General features: G+C 58.9%; 26 protein-coding genes and 1 riboswitch. Of the genes, 13 read left to right on the top strand and 13 right to left on the bottom strand.

Features of this window, described 5'->3' with window-relative positions:
- Together RTI30_RS03990 and RTI30_RS03985 are read right to left on the bottom strand one after the other, a co-directional pair.
- Positions 1–474: YihY family inner membrane protein (locus RTI30_RS03990; RefSeq protein WP_312283374.1), on the bottom strand; the 474-nt coding region annotated here is incomplete at its 3' end.
- A gap of 16 nt (positions 475–490) precedes the next feature.
- Positions 491–1,192: a hypothetical protein gene (locus RTI30_RS03985; protein ID WP_312274838.1), complete on the bottom strand. Its 702-nt coding sequence runs from the start codon at positions 1,190–1,192 to the stop codon at positions 491–493.
- Between the two features lie 159 nt (positions 1,193–1,351).
- Here RTI30_RS03985 and RTI30_RS03980 point away from each other — a divergent pair, with 159 nt between their 5' ends.
- From RTI30_RS03980 to RTI30_RS03955, 6 genes are all read left to right on the top strand, one after another.
- Entirely contained in the window at positions 1,352–1,969 is a 618-nt protein-coding gene (locus RTI30_RS03980; protein ID WP_312263236.1) for a Fe-Mn family superoxide dismutase, read from the top strand.
- 110 nt (positions 1,970–2,079) lie between these two features.
- On the top strand, positions 2,080–3,114 hold the full coding sequence (purM, locus tag RTI30_RS03975; protein ID WP_409449674.1) for a phosphoribosylformylglycinamidine cyclo-ligase: 1,035 nt from the start codon (positions 2,080–2,082) through the stop codon (positions 3,112–3,114).
- Positions 3,107–3,766 carry a phosphoribosylglycinamide formyltransferase gene (gene purN / locus RTI30_RS03970; RefSeq protein WP_312263234.1) on the top strand — a complete coding sequence of 220 codons (660 nt, stop codon included), beginning with the start codon at positions 3,107–3,109 and terminating at the stop codon, positions 3,764–3,766. Before purM ends, purN begins: the two co-directional genes overlap by 8 nt.
- Positions 3,763–4,536, top strand: a complete 774-nt coding sequence (locus RTI30_RS03965) for a molybdopterin-binding protein (protein WP_312263233.1) — start codon at positions 3,763–3,765, stop codon at positions 4,534–4,536. Before purN ends, RTI30_RS03965 begins: the two co-directional genes overlap by 4 nt.
- On the top strand, positions 4,533–5,936 hold the full coding sequence (locus RTI30_RS03960) for a chloride channel protein (RefSeq protein WP_312263232.1): 1,404 nt from the start codon (positions 4,533–4,535) through the stop codon (positions 5,934–5,936). Before RTI30_RS03965 ends, RTI30_RS03960 begins: the two co-directional genes overlap by 4 nt.
- Before the next feature lie 55 nt (positions 5,937–5,991).
- Entirely contained in the window at positions 5,992–6,468 is a 477-nt protein-coding gene (locus tag RTI30_RS03955) for a hypothetical protein (RefSeq protein WP_312263231.1), read from the top strand.
- Between the two features lie 18 nt (positions 6,469–6,486).
- Here the strand turns inward: RTI30_RS03955 and RTI30_RS03950 are convergent, their stop codons facing one another.
- From RTI30_RS03950 to RTI30_RS03940, 3 genes are read right to left on the bottom strand one after another with little or no spacing between them, the layout of a single operon-like run.
- Positions 6,487–7,257, bottom strand: coding sequence for a TIGR02186 family protein (locus RTI30_RS03950; RefSeq protein WP_312263230.1), 771 nt, complete (start codon positions 7,255–7,257; stop codon positions 6,487–6,489).
- On the bottom strand, positions 7,257–8,165 hold the full coding sequence (locus RTI30_RS03945) for a sulfite exporter TauE/SafE family protein (protein ID WP_312263229.1): 909 nt from the start codon (positions 8,163–8,165) through the stop codon (positions 7,257–7,259). Before RTI30_RS03945 ends, RTI30_RS03950 begins: the two co-directional genes overlap by 1 nt.
- A 2-nt stretch (positions 8,166–8,167) precedes the next feature.
- A complete protein-coding gene (locus RTI30_RS03940; RefSeq protein WP_312263228.1) occupies positions 8,168–8,707 on the bottom strand; it encodes a universal stress protein in 540 nt (179 codons plus the stop codon).
- Between the two features lie 127 nt (positions 8,708–8,834).
- Between RTI30_RS03940 and RTI30_RS03935 the strand changes: the two genes are divergently transcribed.
- Positions 8,835–10,238 carry an NAD(P)/FAD-dependent oxidoreductase gene (locus RTI30_RS03935; protein WP_312262908.1) on the top strand — a complete coding sequence of 468 codons (1,404 nt, stop codon included), beginning with the start codon at positions 8,835–8,837 and terminating at the stop codon, positions 10,236–10,238.
- Here the strand turns inward: RTI30_RS03935 and RTI30_RS03930 are convergent.
- Entirely contained in the window at positions 10,235–10,918 is a 684-nt protein-coding gene (locus RTI30_RS03930) for a phospholipase (protein ID WP_312262907.1), read from the bottom strand. The two genes, RTI30_RS03935 and RTI30_RS03930, sit on opposite strands and share 4 nt — an antisense overlap.
- Positions 10,902–12,227 (bottom strand): sigma 54-interacting transcriptional regulator, encoded by a 1,326-nt coding sequence (locus RTI30_RS03925; RefSeq protein ID WP_312262906.1) that lies wholly within the window; start codon positions 12,225–12,227, stop codon positions 10,902–10,904. The genes RTI30_RS03930 and RTI30_RS03925 overlap by 17 nt, the downstream gene beginning before the upstream one ends.
- A gap of 210 nt (positions 12,228–12,437) precedes the next feature.
- Here RTI30_RS03925 and RTI30_RS03920 point away from each other — a divergent pair, with 210 nt between their 5' ends.
- The 5 genes from RTI30_RS03920 (at position 12,438) to RTI30_RS03900 (ending at position 16,801) form a co-directional block, all read left to right on the top strand.
- Positions 12,438–13,130 carry an MBL fold metallo-hydrolase gene (locus RTI30_RS03920; RefSeq protein ID WP_312262905.1) on the top strand — a complete coding sequence of 231 codons (693 nt, stop codon included), beginning with the start codon at positions 12,438–12,440 and terminating at the stop codon, positions 13,128–13,130.
- A 13-nt stretch (positions 13,131–13,143) separates the two neighbouring features.
- A complete protein-coding gene (locus tag RTI30_RS03915) occupies positions 13,144–14,778 on the top strand; it encodes a cytochrome ubiquinol oxidase subunit I (RefSeq protein ID WP_312262904.1) in 1,635 nt (544 codons plus the stop codon).
- 45 nt (positions 14,779–14,823) lie between these two features.
- Positions 14,824–15,957 carry a cytochrome d ubiquinol oxidase subunit II gene (gene cydB / locus RTI30_RS03910; protein ID WP_312262903.1) on the top strand — a complete coding sequence of 378 codons (1,134 nt, stop codon included), beginning with the start codon at positions 14,824–14,826 and terminating at the stop codon, positions 15,955–15,957.
- Positions 15,958–15,969: 12 nt separating this feature from the next.
- Complete coding sequence (locus RTI30_RS03905) at positions 15,970–16,173, top strand: hypothetical protein (RefSeq protein ID WP_312262902.1); 204 nt, start codon at positions 15,970–15,972, stop codon at positions 16,171–16,173.
- Positions 16,174–16,339: 166 nt separating this feature from the next.
- Positions 16,340–16,801, top strand: coding sequence for a hypothetical protein (locus RTI30_RS03900; protein WP_312262901.1), 462 nt, complete (start codon positions 16,340–16,342; stop codon positions 16,799–16,801).
- A 10-nt stretch (positions 16,802–16,811) separates the two neighbouring features.
- Here RTI30_RS03900 and thiC read toward each other — a convergent pair whose 3' ends face one another.
- Positions 16,812–18,665, bottom strand: coding sequence for a phosphomethylpyrimidine synthase ThiC (gene thiC, locus RTI30_RS03895; RefSeq protein WP_312262900.1), 1,854 nt, complete (start codon positions 18,663–18,665; stop codon positions 16,812–16,814).
- 30 nt (positions 18,666–18,695) lie between these two features.
- Positions 18,696–18,788, bottom strand: a riboswitch (TPP riboswitch).
- A 101-nt stretch (positions 18,789–18,889) separates the two neighbouring features.
- Here thiC and RTI30_RS03890 point away from each other — a divergent pair.
- Positions 18,890–19,294 (top strand): hypothetical protein, encoded by a 405-nt coding sequence (locus RTI30_RS03890; RefSeq protein WP_312262899.1) that lies wholly within the window; start codon positions 18,890–18,892, stop codon positions 19,292–19,294.
- 17 nt (positions 19,295–19,311) lie between these two features.
- Here RTI30_RS03890 and RTI30_RS03885 read toward each other — a convergent pair whose 3' ends face one another.
- The 5 genes from RTI30_RS03885 to RTI30_RS03865 all read right to left on the bottom strand — a co-directional run bounded on the left by RTI30_RS03885 (position 19,312) and on the right by RTI30_RS03865 (position 23,187).
- Positions 19,312–20,070 (bottom strand): MBL fold metallo-hydrolase, encoded by a 759-nt coding sequence (locus tag RTI30_RS03885; protein WP_312262898.1) that lies wholly within the window; start codon positions 20,068–20,070, stop codon positions 19,312–19,314.
- On the bottom strand, positions 20,052–20,849 hold the full coding sequence (locus RTI30_RS03880) for a TatD family hydrolase (protein WP_312262897.1): 798 nt from the start codon (positions 20,847–20,849) through the stop codon (positions 20,052–20,054). Before RTI30_RS03880 ends, RTI30_RS03885 begins: the two co-directional genes overlap by 19 nt.
- Before the next feature lie 22 nt (positions 20,850–20,871).
- A complete protein-coding gene (rlmB, locus tag RTI30_RS03875; protein WP_312262896.1) occupies positions 20,872–21,618 on the bottom strand; it encodes a 23S rRNA (guanosine(2251)-2'-O)-methyltransferase RlmB in 747 nt (248 codons plus the stop codon).
- 67 nt (positions 21,619–21,685) lie between these two features.
- Positions 21,686–22,099: a hypothetical protein gene (locus tag RTI30_RS03870; protein ID WP_312262895.1), complete on the bottom strand. Its 414-nt coding sequence runs from the start codon at positions 22,097–22,099 to the stop codon at positions 21,686–21,688.
- A 17-nt stretch (positions 22,100–22,116) separates the two neighbouring features.
- Positions 22,117–23,187 (bottom strand): AI-2E family transporter, encoded by a 1,071-nt coding sequence (locus RTI30_RS03865; RefSeq protein WP_312262894.1) that lies wholly within the window; start codon positions 23,185–23,187, stop codon positions 22,117–22,119.
- Between the last annotated feature and the right edge of the window lie 3 nt (positions 23,188–23,190).

Genomic DNA, 23,190 nt, shown 5'->3' with positions numbered 1-23,190 from the left:
GAGCAATATTGCGCTAGCGATTGGAGCCAAAAGAATCAAAATAATATAGCGAAACAGGCGGTGTAGAAAATGGTTTTTTTTCGGCATTCCCCAAATTGCATTAAAATGCCTTTCGACCTGCACAATCAATAACAAGGCAGTAAATATCAGGCCAATCAAGCCAAACCATCCCAAACTGGCACCACGAGCCGCAAGCACATTGAGCCAGTGGATGATGGTATCGCCCACTTGCGGAACAAAACTCTGAAAAACAATCCGCTCGACCAAAGGACGCTTATCCGCAGCAAAGCCAATCATATTCCAGAGACTGAAAACCACCGCCAACAGCGGCACAATGGCCAACAACGTGGTGTAGGCAAGGAGAGAGGCGCGATCCACACAGTCATCATGCCAAAATGACCATCCTGCACGCAGCAGGCGCAGCAGGATTCTTTTCCACCCCGGGCTATCTGGCTGCGGATACCAGCGGCTCACGCCAGACTTACCCTGACTACTCAGCAATTCTGGCATTTCTGTCGCGATGAAACAGGCGCCACTGTTGCACACTGGGTGCGGCTTTTTTCTGCCACAGCCAATACTGAAAACCCTCGATGAGCTCGGTCAATTGACGCAAGTTGCGTGTCTCTCGAGACGCTAGATAACCGACGAGGGCGCTGTCAAAGGCCGGGCCAAAACGGCGTGCGATAACCGCGATAAGCGCATGCAGTTGCTCTTCGCACGGATGTTCGAGCCGATACTGGGTAAAGCCGGCAAGCCTGCTTTCCCAATCTGGTAATCGCCACTGCGGGGGTGGGTGATTGCAACTAATGAGCCAGGGTAGGCCACGCTCCTGTCGCTCGTTGTACAGGCAGAACAGCGTCTCCTCTTTCTCTCGATTAGCCCAGGCGTCGACATTATCCAGGCAAAGGAAAGGGGCCGCGCGGCAGTCGAGGACCATTTCGGGAGTGGTCTCCCGGGCTCGGCAATCGATATAGGGAGCCCAAGCATCTTCACCAAAAGCCGCCCACAGCAGCCAATGGGTCTTGCCCATGCCAGGCTCTCCATAAATACAGAGGGGGTGCCTACCCGACTTCAACTGACGCAAGGCGAGCGATAATTCGTCTGCAAGGCCGGGAAGGTTGTCCACGCAGGGTGAATGCCTGGGCTGCAGCGGCAAGAGCTGCTGCCCCATGTGCTGAGTGGGAGTCATCATCCCCTATCGAACCGGCTGACTAACATGCTAGGGTCGAGTGTAGCAGCAGTCGCCAGTCCTCGGAACCGGATTTAACGGACCCGTATGTCGTTTGCAGGCCACACTGCCCGGCGACTACAATTTCAGCAGTTCACCCCACTCGGCTATAGGAGAGCACTAATGTCTGAATACACGGTACGGGAAGAACTCAAGCCCAGCGGCCTCGATGGCATCACCGATGAGCAAATCAATGACCATTGGGGTTTGTACAAGGGTTACGTCGCGCAAAGTAATGCCCTGCGCAAGGAATTGGAAGAGATGCGGGCAGCCGGCAAAGGGGCATCCCTCGCCTATGCCGATCGTCGGCGCCGCTTCGGCTTCGAGTACAATGGCATGGTCTTGCATGAGTATTACTTTGCCCAACTCAAGCCCGGTAGCAGCATGGATCATGCCCCGGGCTTCAAGGCCGCGGTGAGCGAGCAGTTTGGCAGCGCCGAGGCTTGGCATGAGGATCTGATGGCCGCGGCCAAGAGTCGCGGCATCGGCTGGGCAATCTGCTATTACGATGCCACTACGGGCCAGATCAACAATCATTTCGTTCAGTTGCACGAAGACGGCAATATCGGTGGCTTCAGCCCGCTGGTTGTGGTCGATGTTTTCGAACATGCCTACATGGTCGACTGGAAAGCCTTGGGTCGCGCCGATTACTTGGCCGCCCTGCACAAGAACATGGATTGGTCCGTGGTGGAAGCGCGCTACCAGGCAGCCAAGAGCGGCCAGGTCTTCAAGCGTTTTTAACCGATCAGCTCCGCTGCTTTTGGAAACCCGCAACCTCTGCGGGTTTTTTTTGGCTTGCCGCGGAGCGCATGGCTTCGTACCATCGCTTCATCACCATCCAGGAGTTTGCCATGGAGCCGAAAGACCCCCTCACCTATCAGCGCGCCGGTGTCGACATCGATGCGGGCAATCGGCTGGTGGAGCGTATCAAACCCCTGGCCCAGGGAACGCAGCGCCCGGAAGTGATCGGCGGCCTCGGTGGTTTTGGTGGGCTCTTCGCTCTGCCAGCAGGCTACCGCCAGCCGGTGCTCGTTTCCGGCACCGATGGTGTCGGCACCAAGCTCTTGCTCGCCCTGGAGGCAAAAAAGCATGATGGCATCGGTATCGACCTTGTTGCCATGTGCGTCAACGATATTCTCGTTTCAGGGGCAGAGCCTCTGTGGTTTCTCGACTACTACGCCTGTAGCAAGCTCGATGTAGAAGTAGCGGAGCAGGTGATTGCCGGCATCAGCGCCGGTTGCCAGCAGGCTGGCTGCGCCCTGCTGGGCGGCGAGACGGCGGAAATGCCGGGCATGTATCCCAGCGATCATTATGATCTTGCCGGTTTTGCCGTTGGTATCGTCGAACGCGACGCTATCCTCGATGGCAGCGCCTGTACCGCCGGCGATGCCCTCATCGGCATCGCCTCCTCCGGTCCCCACAGCAATGGCTACTCGCTGATCCGGCAGATTCTCGTGCGCGCTGGCGCCCATCAGCACCTGCAGATCGATGGCGAACCCCTCATCGACCTACTGCTGCGCCCAACCGAGATTTACGTGCGCGCCATTCAGGCCTTGCGCCAGCAGGTGACCGTGCATGCCCTGGCCCACATTACCGGCGGTGGTCTGACGGAAAACTTGCCCCGTTCCCTGCCTGCCGGGCTCGCCGCACATATCGATCCGCATTCCTGGCCACAACCCAGCATCTTCCGCTGGCTGCAGGAGCAAGGACAGGTAGAAGACGAGGAGATGCGACGCGTCTTTAACCTGGGCATCGGCATGGTCGCCATCGTCCCCTGGGCAGAGCGAGATCGCGCCCTACAAATTCTTGCAGACGCGGGTCACCGTGCCTATTGCATCGGCCAACTGGAAGCGGGGCCAGAAAAAAAGGTCGTCTATCTTGACTGAGCAGCGGCTGGTAGTTCTGATTTCTGGGCGCGGTAGTAATCTACGCGCCATTTACCAAGCCGTTGCCGATGGTCGCCTTCCGGCCCGCATCGTCGCCGTCATCGCCAACCACGACAAGGCCGCGGGGCTTACCTGGTGCCAAGAACATGGTCTACCCACGGCAATCGTCCCGCATCGCAATTTCCCTGATCGTGAAAGCTTCGATCGGGTGCTGGCGGCAGAAATCGATCGTCACCGGCCCGACTGGATCATCCTCGCCGGCTTCTTGCGTCAGCTCAGCAACGGCTTTGTGGAGCGCTACCTGGGCCGACTGGTCAACATTCATCCCTCGCTGCTTCCCGCCTTTCCCGGCTTGCATACCCATGCCCGCGCCCTGGCGGCGGGGGTTCGCTGGCACGGCGCCACGGTGCATTTTGTGACCCCGGAACTCGATGCCGGACCCATCATCAGCCAAGGTATTCTGCCCGTTTTGGCCGAGGACAACGCCGAGGCGTTGGCGGCGCGAGTGCTGGCTTTAGAGCATCGGCTCTACCCACAAGCGTTAGGATATCTCCTCGACGGTAGTTGTGTGCTCGACAATGGGCGCACCCTGTGGCGGCGAGGATACTCGAGCCCGGAATGGCTAGGCATCAACCCCGAGCGGCTGATATGAGCGCCCGCCTTGGCATCGTCATTGTCGGTTCCGAGATCCTGCTTGGCAAACGCGAAGACTGCCACTTTGCCCGCACCCGTTCCCAAGCCCTCGCGCGTGGCTACGAAATCGGCTGGAGTTTGCTCGTGGCCGACCGTTGGGACGATTTGCTCGCCCAATACCGCTGGGCCTTTGCCCAGGACTGCCCCTTTTTCTCTTTCGGGGGCCTTGGCGCCACCCCCGACGACCTTACCCGCGCTGCTGCCGCCGCCGCCCGCGATCTGCCCCTGCAGCAGCATCCCGAAGCTGCCGCTCTGATTCGTCAACGCTTTGGGGCGGGTGCGGAGCCCATCCGCATTCGCATGGCCGATTTGCCCGCGGGCGCTCGCATCATCCCCAACCCAGTCAATCAAGTGCCGGGATTTCAGCTACACAACGGCTATTTTTTCCCCGGCTTTCCGCAGATGGCGGAGCCAATGAGCGATTGGGTACTGGAGCGAGACTTTCCTCGCCGTACGCCGGCAAAACAACTACGCGTCGTATTGCTGGGCGAGAAGGAAAGCGACTGGGTGGAATTCATGGAATGTTTCTGCGCCACGCATCCGCAAATCGAGTTCTCCAGCCTGCCGAGCTTTCGCGCCGAGGGAACGCAAATCGAAATCGGTTTACGCGGCGAGGCTACGGCTCTGGGCGCCGCCTGGTCTGCCTTGGCCACCGAATTGTCCACTCGCGGCACCCGCTGGCAGGAGCTGGAGATCCCGCCGGAGCTGCAAAACTCCAGTAGCGAATGAGCGCTGAGAAAGCGACCCGCAGCGAGTGGCATTTTTGGCATCCAGAACACGGCGCCTTTGGCGAGGGACCGCTACTCGCTCTGCTGGGAGCATTGATCGGGATCCTTACCGGTGTCGGCGCCGTCGCTTTCCATTACCTGCTCATCATCGTCCATAACATCACCCTGTATGGCACGTGGAGCTTGCAAGGAGAAATCCAAGGCCGACCGTCGCCGTGGTCCTGGGCCTTGCCCCTGGTGCCTACCCTTGGCGCGCTGCTGGTGGTGTTTTTGGCGCGGCGCTATGGTTCGGACATTCAGGGCGCAGGTGTAACCCAAGTACTGGAGGCGGCGCACTACCGCGACGGGCATATGCCGCGCAACCTTGCTCTGCTCCGCCCCCTGGCCACTGCCATTACCATTGGTACTGGCGGTTCCGCGGGACGAGAGGGGCCCGCCATGCAGTTTGGCGCCGCCATTACCGCCTGGCTCAACAGCCTGTTTATCATACCTACCCATCGCCGCATCCATTTACTCGGTTGCGGCGTCGGAGCAGGCATTGCGGCGGTTTTCAATGCCCCCCTGGGGGGCTGGTTTCTGGCCATGGAAATCATCGTCCCCGATTGGCGTCCGTGGACCATCCTCTCCACCCTGATCGCGACCATCAGCGCCAGCCAAATTACCGAGTTATTTTTTGGTGATTTCCATTTGCTGCCAATGGTACCGGCAGCGCTCATCAATCAGGCCATGCATCTGCCGCTCTTTATCGCTCTCGCCGCGCTCAACGCCGGTGCCGCCATCCTCTTTATCGCAAGCCTCACTTTTACCGCTCAATACAGCGAAAAATGGATTACCAACAACTATCTACGCCATGCCCTGGGGATGTTTCTGGTCGGCCTGTTATTGCTTCTTGCCTTTCGTCTCACTGGTCATTATTACCTGATTGGCGGCAGTTACGCCGGTATTGGAGACATTCTTAGCGGGCAGCTGCAGGCGGGGGAGATCCTCTTACTGCTTCTGCTCCTAAAGCTCGTAGCGACCAGTCTGACGATTGGTTCCGGCGGCTCTGGAGGGATTTTCTCTCCTTCTCTCTTCCTTGGCGCGAGCATCGGTAGTCTGTACGCTGGACTACTCCAGGGCTGGCACCTCCTACCCGGACAGCTCACCGGTTTGTTTGCGCTTTGTGGTATGGCGGGCATGGTCTCCGCCACTACTGGTGCCCTGCTAAGCGCGCCGGTCATGGCCGTCGAGCTGACCGGCAGCTACGATGCGCTGCTCCCCGCCATGCTGACGTCTGTGGTCGCCTTTGCCGTACGGCGCATGCTGCTGTCGGCAAGCATCTATACCCTCCCCTTGCGCCGCCACGGCGAGGACGTTCCGGAAAACCATTACGTCCTCGAAAAACCGAGTAAAACCGAATAGGGTGTATTCTAGCAAAACAAAATCGAGCTTGGCGGGTGACTAGGAGACCAGAGGAATGGCGAAAAAAGGCGGTTGGGGATTGGGTATTGCTGCGGCACTGGTAGCCGTAGGTGCATTAGCCTTCTTTACCATGCATCGCGCACCCACCCCCGCCCGCCCTGCCAAACCCAGCAAAGCGGCGCCTGTACCAGAAGCTCGTACAGCCACGGTTGCATTGGGCAGCTACGGATCGGTGGTGCATCGCAATGGTCAGGAGCTTGCCTTGCAAATCCGACCGCTGGCCGTAGTCGAAGGACCACGGCAGGCGGAACTGCCGCGCCTCAACGGACCCCAAGAGCAAGAACGCATCGGCAACGTTTTTCTGCGCTTTCCCGCCCTTGCCGACTTGGCCAGTAGTCAGCAGCTGCAACAGCAGCTCGCGCTGGAGATAGAAACCTCGTTGAACGCGGAACTGCAGGCGGAGCATTCGCCTTGGCGTATCCGGCAGCTACACCTTCGGCCTAGCCTCGGGCCTGTTCCCGCCGGCGACTGAGACCGAAGCAACATTCGGCTAGCTTTTGCGTTGCATCACGATGCCCAACCCAAGGCCGAGAGAGGCAAGGAGCAGGGTCAGGACGACGCCATATAACCAGGGCTGCTGATCCGCATATTTGGCGATCCACTCCTCCACTCCCACCTGCTGCACGTCGATGGTTTGGTGGCTCTGCGCCAGTACTTTGCCCTGATTGACCAAATAGACATCGAGATCATAGCTGCCCAGTGGCAGTGAGGCGGGTAATTGGAGGTGCGCCGAGAAGAGGCGGCCGTCCTGTATCCGGACCCCGGCGGGATTGAGCCGATACGCACCCTGTTTTTCCTTGGCGGCAAGAACCGCCGCCCGCCATGCGGCGGCATCCTTTGGCAAAGGTTCGTACTTGGCATCTTTGAGGATACTCTCAGGATCGAGCCCAAGGCGAGTTCTCTCCGCGGCCGGCAAAATCTGCTCCAAAGGCCGGGAGGAAAGGATCTGCAGCACGCCAGGAAAGTGACTGACGGTAACCTTCTGTCCAGTAATCCATAGCGGTCCCATTTGATTTTTCTGCGTTACCGCCACTGCCGCATCGGGCGAACGCAGCACCACAATGACTTGGCCAGGATGCGATAAAGCGCCGAAAATGAGCAGATCGCGGCCACGAAAACGACTGGTGACGTCTACCTTGTCGTTCCCAGTACCAAGGACCAGGCTAGGCGCCGCCGTCGCTGCTCGCGCGGCAATCGGTAAAACAAACGCTGGCAACAGCAGGAGTGTGAGTAAGCCAAAGAGCCGCATAGGGTTCCGCATCACAGCACCTGCACGACTTGGAAGACATTTTCTGGCGGAATTACCAGTCCCAAACCCATCTTCACCGCGACCGCAACAACCACCAGAGCCAGTACCAGCCGCAGCTGCTCACCGGGCATACGCGCTCCCAGGCGGGCACCGAATTGGGTGCCAAAAATGGAGCCGAGAACCAGGGCCAAGGCAAGATAGGGGTCCACGGCATGATTCATTCCTGCTTGTAGGATGCCCACTTCGGCAGTGGTAAAAAGAAGCTGAAAGAGCGACGTGCCAATGACGACCTTGGTTGGCATTTTGAGCACATACAGCATGATGGGCACCATCACGAAGCCACCGCCCACCCCCATCAGCGCCGTCAAGATACCTACGGCAATCCCAAGGCCAAGAGGCACGAGCAGCGAGGTGCGCAGATCCGAAACCGGGAAATTCATCTGCCACGGCAAACGATCCGTCCAAGAGGAGCCCTTCTCTTTCGCTGGCTTGGCCTTCTTCTTACCACGCACGGCCGTCAGCGCCTCTATCAACATGGAGATGCCGATGAAGCCCAGAAGCCCCACGTAGAGAAAAGTCACCACAAGACCAAAATGACCACTCCGCTCCAGGATCTTGGCCACATGGACACCGAGCAAGCCGCCGCTCCAACTGCCGATGAGAAGGACGAGGGCCATGCGCATATCGACATTGCCCATGCGCCAGTGGGAGTAACTGCCAATCGCCGACGCCCCGACGATTTGCGCCGCGCCCGTCCCTACCGCGATCAGCGGCGGCACACCGACAAAGATGAGCAGGGGAGTGATCAAAAAACCGCCCCCCACGCCGGTCAGACCGGAGAGGAACCCGACCAGGAGACCAAAACTCACAATCATGGCGATGTTGATGTCCATATGGGCGATCGGCAGGTAGATCTCCACCTTCAGCCCTCCTTGTCGTCGGTGATGGGGGCGATTTGGGCAATTCCAGCGCAGATCTGCCCCTCCAGGGCATCCGCAGGTACGGTAAGGACCGGAACCCGAAGGCTCATACTCAGCTTGGCCCCCAGGTCGCCCAGGGCATGGGGCAAACCGCGAGGCTTACTCTCGGTACCAAAACCCTGGCGCCCCACCACCACCATGATAATCTGCGGATCACTAGCGACGATTTTCGGAATCTCGACTTCCGGAACACCGGTAGCGATGAAATATTCCGGCATCTGCAGGCCACAAGCGGCATGGATTCGCTCCGCCACGCCTTGCAGGGTACCCTCAGCCTCTGCCCGCGCCTCTTCCATCAAGCGCTCACGCAGCCCGCCGGAAAACAAGCCGCTGCCGAAACCAAGAGGGCCTCGCGGGACTTGCAATACCGTCACCAAGCCCAAGCGCCCGGAAAGAAGTTTTGCAAAACGGGCTGCCACCCCCGCTGCCACCAAGGCGTTTTGGGATCCGTCCACCGCAGCCAATACGAGATGTTCCGTCATCGTCACGCCCCATCAGAATTTGCGCGCAATCATACCGAAATCGCATCGCCTTTGTCGATGCAGGGTACACCGGGGCTGAGTTCTCGGCTATAAAACGCTAGAATGCGAAAAACGACGCGAGGAAATCATGAAAGAATTCGACATCGTCATTATCGGTAGTGGTCCCGGAGGCTATCGGGCGGCGGTTCTCGGCGCTCTGCGCGGCAAAAAGGTTGCCATTATCGAGAGGGGTACCTGGGGTGGTACCTGCCTCAACCGCGGTTGCGTACCCAAAAAGGACTGGCACGAAAGCGCCCGCTGGATCGAAAACAGTCGCCACTTTGCCAAGCGCGGCATCGTCGGCCCGGCCCTGCGCGGCGATATGGCACAGGCTTGGCAGCACCAGCGCAAGGTGGTCGAAACCGTGCGCGAGAGCTATGTCGACTATCTCAAACGCTTGGGCGTGGCGCTCTACCAAGGCACCGGCAGTTTTCTCGACGCGCGCCGCATCCGCATCGACAGCGATGGCCATAGCGAGGAAATCGGCTGCGAAAACAGCATCATTGCCACCGGCTCTTTGCCGCATCTGCCAAGCGCGGCAAAATTGCAGGCGGGCAAATTGCTACACAGCGATATGCTTTTTGATGATGGCGTACCGACTGGTGACCGCGTCATCTTGGTTGGCGGCGGCGTCATCGGCACCGAATTCGCCTATATTTTCACGCAGCTTGGCAAAGAGGTGCGCTGGCTCTGTAATTCAGCACCCCTTTCGCATACCCGCTATTCCGAGCAGTCGCGAGATGTGCTGGAAGAGGCACTACAGGAGCTCGGCATCGAGCCGCGTCTAGGATTTCGCGTGGCGGACAGCGGCGTCGATGGCGACCAGGCTTGGGTCAGCAACGAGCAAGGCGAGCGCGAACATGCAGACTGGGTGCTCTTTGCCACCGGGCGGCGTGCCCACACCGCCGATCTCGGCCTCGAGAACACCGCCGTGGTCTTGGATGAGAAAGGTTTTGTGCAAACCGACGAAACGCTGCAAACGGCAGAGCCGGGTATCTATGCCATCGGTGATGTTGTTGGCCCCTACATGAATGCCAACCAAGCGCTGGCGGATGCCACCATCGTCATCGACAACATCCTCGGTGCCGAGAGGCAGCGCGAGCCACTCTGGGTGCCGGAACTCGTGTACTCGGCCGTCGAGCTGGCGCGGGTGGGCATGGACGATGAGCAGGCCGAAGATGCCGGCTTTGAACCCGCCGTTGGCTTTGCGGCTTTTGAGACCTCGCCCCGGGCTCTCGGTCAGGACGATACCCGCGGGTTTGTGCGGTTGCTTGCCGATATGGACAGCGGCGAGGTCTTGGGCGGCGAAATCGTTGGCCACGAAGCGGGCGAACTCATCGCCCTCCTCGCCCAAGGCGGCGACCGCGACAGCCTTTTACGACGGATCGCGCAGGCGCCGGTCAACCACCCCTCGCGCGCCGAAGAGTTGCTCAACGCCACCGAAACCCTGGCTGCGCGCTGGGGTTTGGGCGAGTTCGTCTTTGGCGATTAAGGCGCGGTAATCAGAACCTCGGCCAGGAAGCTACGGGCATCATCGATCTCCTCGGAGATGATGCCATGGGCGATGGGGTAGTCGTGGCGCTGTACTCGGAAGCCGTGGCTGCGTAGGATTTCCTCCCCAAGCTGGGCGTAGCGCAGGGGGAGAATGTCGTCTTGGGTACCGTGCCCCCAGAAAATAGCGGGGGCGCCGGCAATCGCCTCGGGAGTCTGCCGGCGCAGGGGCAGGTAGCCGCTAAAAGCGAGGATCGCCCGCGCCGGTAGCAGCGCCCGGGTACCCAAATAGAGCGATAAGGCCGCCCCCTGAGAGAAGCCTCCCAGCAGCAGATTCCGCCCCGGTAGCAAAGGCAGGAGCAAGCGCTGCAGCCGCTCCGCCATGGCTGCCAACCCGGTCTCGTCCTCTGCCGAGTCCGGTCCCAAACCGTACAGGTCATACCAAGCAGGCATCACATAGCCACGGTTGAGATGCACCGGCCGCTGGGGGGCATCGAGGGCGATCAAGTGGAGCTTCTTTTCCACATCGATGGCCTCACCCACTGCCTGCATATCCGACCAGTGCGCCCCCAGACCATGGAAAAGCACCAGTATGGGTGCACGCGCCGATGCCGAGGGCCGCTGCCAAAAGCCCTCGGGCCAATGCAGGGGTAAGAGGAGGGATTCAGGCACTGCCGACATGGGAGGTTTCCTCCGTCAAAGACTCCAACTTACGATATAAGGTACGCTCGCTAACGCCAAGGGCGCGCGCCAGACTGCGCCGGTCGCCGGCACAGGCCTCCCGCGCCCAGAGCAAGTAGCGCTGCTCCAATTCGGCAAGGGGCACCAGCGAGGAAAAGGTGGGAGCCTGCGCTGCAGCCTTTGGCTGTGCGCTTGCCGTCGACTTTGCTTGCAGGTTGCTCGGAAGATGCTCCGGCAGAATCCAGATATCGTCGGCAAGCAGCGCCGCACGCTGCAGAATATTGCGTAACTCGCGGACATTGCCCGGGAAATCGTGAGCCAAGAGCAATGCCTCGGCGTCGGCGGAAAGTTGCAGACGATCGAAGCCCAACCGATGCAGCAGGGTCTTGGCCAACTGTGGGATGTCCTCCCGGCGCTCGCGCAAGGGCGGCAGAACGATAGGAAAGCCACTGATGCGGAAGTACAAATCTTGGCGAAAGGTACCTTCCCGACTCATCGCCTCGAGATCGCGATGGGTGGCCGAGATGAGACGGAATTGCGACTGTATCGGCTCCACGCCCCCCACCCGCCGGAAGGTTCCAGTCTCCAACAGGCGCAGCAGTTTCACCTGCAAGGACAGTGGGATGTCCCCAACCTCATCGAGAAACAGGGTACCGCCATTGGCTGCTTCGGCAAGGCCGATCTTACGGCTCTGCGCGCCGGTGAAGGCACCCTTCTCGTGGCCAAAGAGTTCACTCTCGAAGAGGGTCTCGCTCAAACCCGAACAGTCGAGAACCACGAATGGGCCCTTTGCGTGTGCGCTGGCTTGGTGGATGGCCGCTGCTGCCAATTCCTTCCCGGTTCCCGACTCCCCCAACAGCAGAATGGGAATCTCGCTTGGCGCGGCGCGATGAAGGAGACGCTGGAGTTCTTCCATGGCGGGCGAATGGCCAACAAGACCAGCGGCATCGCCGCTGCGGGTTGCCACGGGTTGCAAGAGCTCCAAAAAATAGCGGGGCTTCCCCTCGGCATTGCGGATGGGAAAAAGGTCGATGCGCAGGGCGCGCTGCCCGTGCATGTGCACCACGTGCTGGGCATCACTATGGAGTTGGCAGCGCTCCAACGGGCAGTCGTTGCCTGCCTCCTCACAGCCCATTCCTGCCGCCGCAAGGATCTCGTTGCAGAGCCGGCCCTGCAGCGGCTTACCGTCGCCAAATTGCTTGCGATAGGCCTGATTGGCAGCCAAGACCTGGCGGTTGGCCTCGAGCAATACCGCCGGGGTGGCAAAGCAGTCCAGCAAAGATGTCAATTCTGGGCGCAGCTGATGCATGAGAACCTCCGGAGCACTCTCTGCCAATTTTAGCAGAACATTTACGCATAACTGTCAAATTTGGCAGCCAACCTTACCCATCCCCTCGGCATATTGCCCCAGAACACCTGCCAACCCCGCAATAATACAGGACTAGAGCAAAGAAGAGTACAAGCTCCGTTTTTGGCACATCCTTTGCTCGAATGTGGGGGAAGTGTGCAGGAGGATCCCATGATTTTTCGCCAACTCTACGAAAGCAAGGAAAAACAGCTCGCGTATGTACTGGGCGACCCGGTGACCCGCGAAGCGGTAGCCATCGACCTGCGCCTTGGCCACCTGGGTGAGGCGCAAGAATTTTTGCAGCGTCGTGGTTTGCGCTTGCGCTTTGTTTTGCAGACACATTGGGAGCCGGAGCAGCGGCAGGCTGCCCTACTATTACGGGAGCAATCGGGAGCGAGGATTCTCGCCCAAGAGAGCATCGACGACAGCGCCGTCGACATGCGCATTCGCCACGAGGATCTGCTCTATTTCGGCGAGGAAAGCCTGCGCGTGCTGCATACTCCCGGTCTCACCCCATGCGCTGTGATGTACCACTGGGAAGATCGCATCTTTACCGGCGAAACGCTGCTTGCCGGCGGTTTTCCCAGCGCATTGGGAAAAGCTCGCGGCAGCGCCCTACGCAGCCAGTTGCAGCGTATCTTCGCGCACCTGCCCGACGAAACCCTGGTCTACCCCGCACGCGAAAGCCGTGGGCGGCGCTTGGGAAGTCTGGAGGAACTGCGACGCCATTGGTCACGCTCCGGCGACCCCGGTTTGTTCACCCGCTGTACCCAATACCTACAACACGAAGCCGTAAAAAAGAGCCCGGCGACATCCACGGACGAGCCCCAACAACGTCTCGTCTCCGGCCCTGTTTTGTTGTGATAGGAGGTAAACCATGGATATGATCATCAATCCGACGGTAGTCGAGCTGTCGCGCCTGCAGTTTGCGCTAACCGCTCTCTACCATTTTCTCTTCGTCCCTCTCACCTTGGGGCTCACCTTCATTTTGGCGACCATGGAGACCGTCTATGTGGTCACCAAGAAGCCCATCTATAAGGAAATGACCCAGTTCTGGGGCAAACTCTTCGGTATCAACTTTGCGTTGGGCGTGGCTACCGGCCTCACCATGGAGTTCGAGTTTGGCACCAACTGGTCCATGTACTCCCATTTCGTGGGTGACATTTTTGGCACACCGCTGGCAATCGAAGGACTCATGGCCTTCTTCACGGAGTCTACTTTCGTTGGTGTCATGTTCTTTGGTTGGGATCGCATCTCCCCCAAAGCCCATTTGGTGGTTACGTATTTGGTAGCCCTGGGCTCCAACCTCTCGGCGCTGTGGATCCTCATTGCCAACGGCTTCATGCAGGATCCCCAGGGCGGCACCTTTGATCCCAATACCATGCGTATGCAGTTCACCAGCTTCGTGGGTTTGATCTTTAACCCCGATGCCCAGGCCAAATTCGTCCATACCTCCATTGCCGGCTTCGTAACCGGTTCGATGTTCGTGATGGCAGTCTCGGCCTACTATCTGCTCACCAAGCGGCATCGCGACCTCGCCCTGCGCTCCTTCCGCATCGCCAGCATCTTCGGGGTCATCTCCACTGTTGGCGTCATCACCCTCGGCGATGCCTTGGGCTACATCGTCGCCCACTCCCAGCCGACCAAGCTGGCTGCCATGGAAGCGATCTGGGAGACCGACCCCAATCCGGTTTCTGCTCCCTGGAACCTGATCGCCCTCCCCGACCAAGAGGCGCAGAAAAATATCTTTGAAATCGGTATTCCCTATGTGCTGACCCCCTTGCTCACCCACTCCGAAACCCAGGTCATTCCCGGCATTCGGCAACTCGAGCAAGATGCCAAACCCAAGATCGAGAATGGTATCAAGGCAATGATTGCGCTGAAGGCCTACAACGCGGATCACAACGACACCGCTGCCTTGGCTACCTTCAAGCAGTACGAGAAGGACATGGGTTATGGCTTCTTGGCCAAGCAATTCGCCCCTGACCAGGATCTCGCCAAGGTCGATGCCAGCAACTTGCCGAGCGTCCTCGACAAAACGGCCAAGGCCACCATTCCCAACGTTTGGGTAGAATTCTGGGCCTTCCGTCTGATGGTCGCAGCAGGCTTCGCTATGCTGGTTCTCTTTGCTTTCGCTGCCTACTACAGCCTGAAGAATCAAATCGAGCGGCATCCCTTGCTACTGAAACTGGCCATGTGGAGTGTGATCTTGCCCTGGGTGGCAAGTGAGTTTGGCTGGATCACCGCCGAAAATGGCCGTCAGCCCTGGACCGTCTATGGCTGGTTGCCGACCTTCGTTTCCGCCTCCAGTCATTCGGTAGGCTATATGATCTTCTCCCTCATCGGCTTCGTGCTGCTCTACAGTAGCTTCATCATTGCCGAGCTCTACCTGATGTTCAAATTCGCCCGCCTGGGACCGCAGGAGCATCATGGCCACGATGAAGGCGCTACGGTGGGGGGTGGAATGGCCGGCAAGCCTGCCTTTGCCAAGCCCAGCCTGGATCGTCGTTGAGTTCACTGGCGGGGCTTCCGCCCCGCCCAGAAGGAGTAACACACAATGGATACCTATGTTTTCTTGAAAGTTTTGTGGTGGCTACTCTTGGGCGTGCTGCTCATGGGTTTGGCCATCATGGTGGGAATGGACATGGGAGTCGGCGCTCTCATGCGCTTCGTCGGCAAAAACGATGCCGAACGACGCACTGCCCTCAATATCGTTGGCCCACACTGGGACGGCAACCAGGTTTGGTTCATTCTTGGTGGTGGTGCCATTTTCGCCGCCTTCCCCAGCCTCTATGCCACTTCCTTTTCGGTCTTCTATATCGTCATGATCTTGCTCCTGTTCAGCATGATCATGCGGCCGGTGGCCTTTGAATATCGTTCCAAAGTACCGGCCGAACGCTGGCGGGAAACTTGGGACTGGACCTTTCTAATCTCCGGGGCCCTGCCGATGATCATCTACGGCGCCGCCATCGGAAACATCCTTCAGGGTGTTGGCTTTCACTTTGGCTGGGATGGTCAGTACTACCAGACTGAGTCCTTCCTCTCCTATCTGCTCAACCCCTTCGCGATTCTCTGCGGGGTGCTGGCCCTGAGCATGGCCCTGTATCAGGGTGCCGCCATGCTGATGATCCGCGGGACTGATCCCATCTACAGCCGAGCCAAGAAGATCGGTTCGGCAGCTGGGCTGATCAGTGCGGTGCTCTTCATTGCCGGCGGCTTCTGGGTTTCGGGCATGGAAGGTTATGTGTTGCACAATGCCAATCCAGCCATGCCGGCCAATATCTCCGCGGCACAAGATGTCAGTCGCGAGGTTGGCGCCTGGCTACGCAACTACGGAGCCAATCCCATCCTCTGGCTCGTCCCTGCCCTTGGCGTACTGGGCATGGTGGCCGGTTCTTTGGCTATGCGTGCGGGTAAGGCAGCTCTTGCTTGGTGGTTGGGAGCTCTGGCCTGGATCGGCATTTTGGGTACCGTCGGCGTCTCCATGTTCCCCTTCCTGATGCCCTCCAGCGACAATCCTGCGCAAAGCATCACCGTCTGGAATGGTACTGGCAGTGAATATAATTTGGTGTGGATGACCATTTTCACCGTCATCTTTGTCCCCACCATTTTGTCGTATACCACTTGGTGCTTTCGCGTCATGCGCGGCAAGGTGAAAAGCCCTGCCGCACAAGACGATCATGCTTATTGAGGAGCTACGACCATGAAAGGATTCACGACCTTCATCGTTGGTGCCGTCATTCTTGGCCTCGCCTTGTTCTTGTCGGTGATCTTGGGAGATTACGGCCCCTGGTATTTCGCTTGGCTCATCGGGACAACCATGATCGTCCTCGTCTCCGCTGCTGGTGCTGCCATGTTCGACAGCCAGGATGAGGAACTCAAGCAACAAGGTATCTCGGAACGCTAGGAGGATTCACCCATGCATCTCGAAGATTTTATTTTCTTTTTGCCCTTCATTTACATGAGCATTGCTGGCGTCATGTATCTGTACACCCGCAAGCGCTTCAAATAAAAGCGCGCACTGCGGTATGCTGGGGGCCCCTATTGGGGCCCCTTTTTTCTTGGAGGAATGCATGCCGCCCTTTGCCATCTGGCAGTTTTTTCACCTCTTCGCTCTCCTCTACTGGGTAGGTGGTTTGGTCTTTCTGGGTTTTTATCTGCTCCCGCGCTGGTCGCAGCTGCAACCGAGTCCACAAGCCTGGCAGGTCCTGCAGAAGATCCTTGCGGGGTTTTCCCTCGCCGGCATCTTTGCCGCGCTTCTCCTGCTCATCAGCGGCTATGCCATGGTTTTCAGCATGGGGGGCTTTGCTGCTCTGGGCGTGGATATCTGGCTCATGGTGGTCCTCGGGACAATCGCGGCTCTCGGCGCCTTTCACCTCTATTTTGCTGCAGGCAAAAAACTGCAACGGGCCATAGAGAACCAAGACGTTACTGCGGCACAAACAGCAGCGGCCAAGTACGGGCGCTTTGCCCGGTTCTTGGCCGTGTTGTCCTTCGTGCTGACCCTGATTGGGGTCCTTGGCGTCTACCTCTGAGCTTCCAGGCTCAGGATTGCAGATAGATATTTTTTCCCAATCGCTGAAAATCCTGCGCCTTTTCTTCCATCCCCTGGCGGGCGTAGTCCTGCAAATCCTGGGTGATTTTCATCGAGCAGAAATGCGGCCCGCACATGGAGCAGAAATGGGCAAGCTTGGCGCCCTCCTGGGGTAGGGTCTCATCGTGGTAGCCCTGTGCCTTTTCTGGATCGAGGCCGAGATGGAACTGATCCGCCCATCGAAACTCGAAGCGCGCCTTGGAAAGGGCGTTGTCTCGTACCTGGGCTCCCGGATATCCCTTGGCAAGGTCGGCGGCATGGGCCGCAAGTTTGTAAGCCATGACGCCCTCCCGCACATCGTTGCGGTCGGGCAAGCCCAAATGCTCCTTGGGGGTCACGTAACAAAGCATAGCGGTGCCGTACCAACCAATCTGGGCAGCCCCGATGGCGCTCGTGATGTGGTCATAGCCGGGGGCGATGTCGGTGGTCAGCGGCCCAAGAGTATAGAAAGGCGCTTCAAAACAATGTTGTAGCTCCTCTTCCATGTTGGCGCGGATACGCTGCATGGGCACATGGCCAGGACCCTCGATCATCACCTGCACGTCGTGCTGCCAAGCAGTCTTGGTCAATTCGCCCAGGGTATGCAGCTCGGCAAACTGCGCCTCGTCGTTGGCATCGGCAATCGAACCCGGCCGCAGACCGTCGCCCAGGGAGAAGCTGACGTCGTAGGCCTTCATGATCTCGCAGATCTCGGCAAAATGGGTGTAGAGGAAATTTTCTTGGTGATGCGCCAAACACCACTTGGCCATGATCGAACCACCGCGAGAGACGATACCCGTGAGACGATTTGCCGTGAGCGGGATATAGCGCAGCAGTACACCGGCGTGGATAGTAAAGTAATCCACCCCCTGCTCTGCCTGCTCGATAAGGGTATCGCGGAAGAGCTCCCAGGTGAGTTCCTCGGCCTTGCCGTCCACCTTTTCCAGCGCCTGGTAAATCGGCACGGTGCCAATGGGGACGGGGCTATTGCGCAAAATCCATTCGCGGGTTTCATGGATGTGCTTGCCGGTGGAGAGATCCATGACCGTATCGGCGCCCCAGCGAATGGCCCAGACCATCTTGTCCACTTCCTCGGCAATGGAGCTGGTGACTGCGGAGTTGCCGATATTGGCATTGATCTTGACCCGAAAGTTACGACCGATGATGGTCGGTTCTAGCTCCGGGTGGTTGATGTTGGCGGGGATGATCGCCCGTCCGGCGGCAATTTCTTCACGAACGAATTCTGCCGTGTAGCGCTCGGGCAATCGGGCGCCCAAACTCTCCCCGGCGTGGGCACGAAAGAGCTCCGGATGACTAGCCCGTAAGGCGTCGCGATGCTCATTCTCGCGAATGGCGACAAACTCCATTTCTGGCGTGATGATGCCGAGGCGTGCCGCATGCAACTGAGTAACGTTGGCTCCCGCAGCTGCTCGACGAATTTCCGGGCGCCGCGGAAAACGAATCGCATCGGTGCGCGGATCGTGCAAACGCTCTCGCCCAAAGGCCGAGGAAGGCTCCTGACGAACCTCGACCTGACTCGGCAATACCCAGCGCCAGCCCCAACGCTGGGCTGGCAGACCAGCGCGAATATCGATCTGGGCATCGGGATCGGTATATGGACCGCTCACGTCATAGAGGGGGATGGCCGGGTTGGCAAGCAAGGTACCATCGCGCTGGCGGGTTGGCGTTTGCGAGACTTCTCGATACGGAACCCGCAGTTCCGGATATAGCACGCCCGATTCATAGCGCTTGTTGGAGCCGGGAATGGGTCCGGTAGTGACTTCCCACTGCGCGGGAAGGGATAGATCCTGGGGTTGGGTTGCCATGGCGTCGCTCCTGCTCTAACGGTCGCGAACGCCAGGAGATGGCCGCTTCCCTACGCCGGTCTGAACCGGATCAGGTTCCAAGGGTACTTCTCAGCCCCGGTCGGGACGCCCCTAGCGTTCACAGAAGGCTCCAGCATAGTATCGTTGGGCCGAATAAAGCAAGAGCACTACTGCATCGGCGCCAATGTGCAAGACATTGGCAGAGCTTGTAGTAAGCAGCTACCATGCCCCTCATGGCACTCGACATTCATGAACCTCTGCGCCTGCGTAGCCGGCGGGAGTTTTTTTGGCACCAGCTGCGCTACGTTGGCGCCGGTACGGGCTTTTTGCTGTTTTCCCTGTCCATCGGCATTCTTGGTTATCACTTTCTGGCGGGCATCGACTGGATCGACAGCCTGCTCAACGCCAGCATGATCCTGAGCGGTATGGGACCGGTTTCCAGTTTGCACGGAACCGTCGCCAAACTATTTGCGAGCGTCTATGCCCTGTACTCGGGAGTGGTGTATCTCGCGGTTTCGGCGGTATTGCTCTACCCCTTGGTGCAACGACTCTTAAAAATCTTGCACTTGCAGGCGCTGAACACCGCCGCAAGCAAGCACGCTCGCAGTCAGCTCAAGCAAGAAGAATAGGCGCCGCCGGGCAAACACTACGCTTCCCAAATCAAGCCATCGTAGGCCGGGGCGATTCCTGGCGGTAGGCTCGCCTGCAACTGGTAGAAATCAAGGTCATGGGTCATGTGTGTAAGCAGGGTTTGCCGCGCTCCGATGCGGGCGGCAATGGCAAGCGCCTCCTGCAAGTTCACATGGGTAGGATGTTCTTCCTCGCGCAAGCAATCGAGAATCAGCAAGTCGAGGTCGCGCAGAAGGGCGTAACTCGCCTCGGGAATGGTCTTAAGATCGGTAAGATACGCTGCAGCTCCAAAACGGTAGCCATAGATGGGCAAATTGCCATGCAGGACCGGAATCGGCAAAAGCTCTAGCGACCCTAGCCGCTGCGCGGAGGTGATGGTGGTCATCGATAGCGAGGGCTTGGCCCAGCCGGGATCGGGCGGCAAGAAACAATAGCGAAAACGCGCCTCGAGCTCCGCTGCGGTGCGCTCGTCGGCAAAGCAGGGAATCACCCGTTTGTTGAGAAAATTGAGGGCGCGCAGGTCGTCGATGCCGTTGATGTGGTCGGCATGAAAGTGGGTGTAGAAGACGGCATCGACTTTTCGCACCCCCGCGCGCAGCAGTTGCGTGCGTAAATCCGGGCCGGTGTCGATCAGGATGCCGGTGTCTTCGTTCTCGACAAAAATACTGGCGCGACTGCGCTGGTTGTGCGCATCGCCACTACTACAGACGGGGCAGTCGCAGCCGATGACCGGGGTCCCGGCACTCGACCCTGTCCCTAGGAAATGGATACGCAAGGGTCCTCCGTGGGCCGAAAGAGTCGTTTGAAATTCTCCAGGGTGGCTTGCGCCAATAGGTCCAAATCCGTGCGGCGCAGAGTTGCCAAGAAAGCCGCCACATGGGCGACGAAGGCGGGCTCGTTGCGCTTGCCACGCATGGGCACCGGCGCGAGAAAGGGGGCATCGGTTTCGATCAGGAGGCGGTCAAGGGGAATCGTCTTTGCCACTTCTTGCAAATCGCGCGCATTCTTGAAGGTCACGATGCCAGAAAAAGAGATGTAAAAGCCCAAGTCGAGGGCGGCCCGGGCAAATTCCGCATTTTCGGTAAAACAATGGATGACACCACCGCAGTCTTGCGCCCCCTCGCTACGCAACAGGGCCAAGGTGTCGGCGGCAGCCTCGCGGGTATGGATGATCAAGGGCTTGCGAGTCACGCGGGCCGCCGCAATGTGCAAGGCCAAGCGCTCTTGCTGCCAACCCTTGTCGCCCTCCAGGCGGTAGTAGTCGAGCCCGGTTTCTCCTACCGCCAGAATCTTTTCGTAGGCGAGGGCCGCCAAGAGATCCTCGTAGCTGGGCGTTTCTTCTTGGGGTTCGTTGGGATGCACCCCTGCCGCCCCCCAAATATGCGGCTCCGACGCTGCGAGGGAACGCACCCGCTCCCAGTCTGGCTGGCGCACTGCGGCAATCAGCAGGGACTGCACTCCTGCCTGCCGTGCCCGCTCCAAGACCGCAGAGCGATCCTCGGCAAAGTCGCTAAAATCGAGATGACAGTGGGAGTCAACGAGACAGGCTTGCATGGATTCTCCTTTCTACCCAATTCTACCCCGAATTCCTGGTCGGCGTCGCCCGCTGGCGCCGTGCCTCGAAGAGGGCAATCCCTGCTGCCACCGAAACATTCAGACTCTCGATGCGCCCCGCCATGGGAATGTGCAGCAAAAAATCGCAGTGTTCGCGCAGCAATCGACGAATACCCTTTTCTTCGCTGCCGAGCAGCAAGACCAGACGACCGCGCAGGTCGGCTTGGTAGAGGCTCTGCTGCCCCTCTCCGGCCAACCCCGCCACCCAAAAATTCTGCTCCTGCAACTGCGCAAGGCTGCGCGCAAGGTTGGTCAAAAAAAATACCGGCACCCGCGATGCCGCTCCTGCCGAGGCCTTGCGCACCGTTGCCGTAATCCCGCAGGCATTGTCTTTGGGAAGCAAGACCGCATCTACGCCTGCCGCCTCGGCGCTACGCAAACAGGCTCCAAGATTATGCGGGTCGGTGACGCCGTCGAGCATAAGCAAAAAAGCATCTGCAGGCAGTTGCTGCATAAAGGCCGACCAGTCTCGGGGTGGACGCGGCAGGGCAAGGGCAAGGACACCCTGGTGCTGCTCGCTATGGCAGCGGCGTGCCAGCAACTGGGCAGACTCGGTTGCTACGGGAATCTGCCGGGCACTGGCAATATCGCGAATTCCCCGCAGGCGTCCATCCTCGACCCGTTCCTGGGCAATCCACAAGCGCTCCACCTCTCCTGCCTCCAGAGCCGCCTCGACCGCGTGGATGCCGTAAATCCATTCTTCCGCCACTGCTGTACCTCCGAAAAAAACGGCGGCCAGAGAGGCCGCCGGATACGGACAAGACTTTGGGCCTGCTTTAGAACATATTGAAGATGTCGTCGACGATGTTATCGGCCACGGCAAAACCCGCGCCCAAGCCCAGACCCGTCATCACGTTGCCCATGAAACCACTACCCATACCCTGGGCTGGTGCATTCCACGGCCGCTGCGCCATGGCCGGATTCATTCCCGGCTGCCCAGCAGCCTGCTGCATCTGCATTTCCAATTGCTGGATACGCTGTCCCATCTGCTGCAACAAAAAATTGATATTCTGCTGCTGACTCTGCAGATTCATGGCCATGTTACGGAGATCCAAAATCAATTCCCGCGCTACCACAGAATCCGGCACGGCCGTCTGCAACTTCTGCGCCACCTGCTGCAAGCCCTGAATATTATTCTGGGTTGCCTGGGCAATCTGATTGTACTGCTGATCAAAAACTTGGTAATCCATTCCACACCTCCTCACAGTCACGGTTTAGATCGCGCTTCGGTGCCGGCAGTTCCTCGTTCCAGCAGCACCCGACGCTCCCACGCCAACCAAATGCCTCGCGCCAGCAGTACCAAGATAGGGCCGATGATCAAACCAATCAAGCCAAAGGCCGCAGCCCCGCCAAGAATGCTGAAAAACACCAGAAAAAAGGGCGCCTGACTCTGCGAACCAGTCAGAAGAGGACGGATTACTAAATCTGCCAGGGTAATGACAAAAAATCCCCATCCAAGCACTACCAAGCCTGCCAACCAATGGCCGCTAAAAACCAGCCAAAGGGTTGCAGCTCCCACCACCATCGTTGCGCCAAAGGGTATAGGTGAGAAAAGCGCCGTAACGACCGTCCACAGCGGCCAGGCACTAAGTCCCGCAATGCCGAAAGCGATGCCAATGAGCAAACCTTCGATGATGCCGACTCCAATCAAGCCGATGAGAACCGAGCGCGTTGCATCACGAGCCGCCAGCAAGAAGCGATCGCCGCGCTCCGCCCCCCACAATTGACTGGCGCTGAGGCGCAGTACCTCAGCGAGGCGTTGTCCATGCAAACTAATGGCAAATACCGTAAGGGCAGCGAAAAATGTATGGAGAACGAAAATCCAGAGCTGTCCGAGGGAGCTGGTGATGATCGCGGCGTGGTTGCTGAAAAAGCGAGAAAGATGGGCGCCATTCAAAAGACGAAGGTGTTCGACCGACCAAGTGCCGAGGTAGGGAATTTTCTGCAATTCCCGGGGCACTCCCAACAGGGGCGCGCCGCTCTGCCAGCGGGCAATGACCCGCAACAACTCGGGCAGGATCGATTCCACGACCAACACCGCGGGGATGATGATAATTGCCATCCATGCCAGGGCGTGCAATATCGACGCCAACCAGCGCGGCAAGTGCAGCCAACGCTGCAAGCGCAGCTGCCAAGGCCAGCCAACGGTGGCAAGCACAGCGCCCATGAGTATGGGCCCCGCATAAGGACTCAAGGCGTAGAGGGCGCCGAGGTAAATCAGCACCAACACCACAGTGCCCCAGGCAGCCAAACGCGGTTCTTCCCGCAGTGGAGTCATGAA

The sequence above is a fragment of the Candidatus Igneacidithiobacillus taiwanensis genome (assembly GCF_031962545.1).
Lineage (GTDB): Bacteria > Pseudomonadota > Gammaproteobacteria > Acidithiobacillales > Acidithiobacillaceae > Igneacidithiobacillus > Igneacidithiobacillus taiwanensis.
Note: the sequence above shows the minus strand (reverse complement) of the source record. Positions and strands in the feature narration are given on the sequence as shown.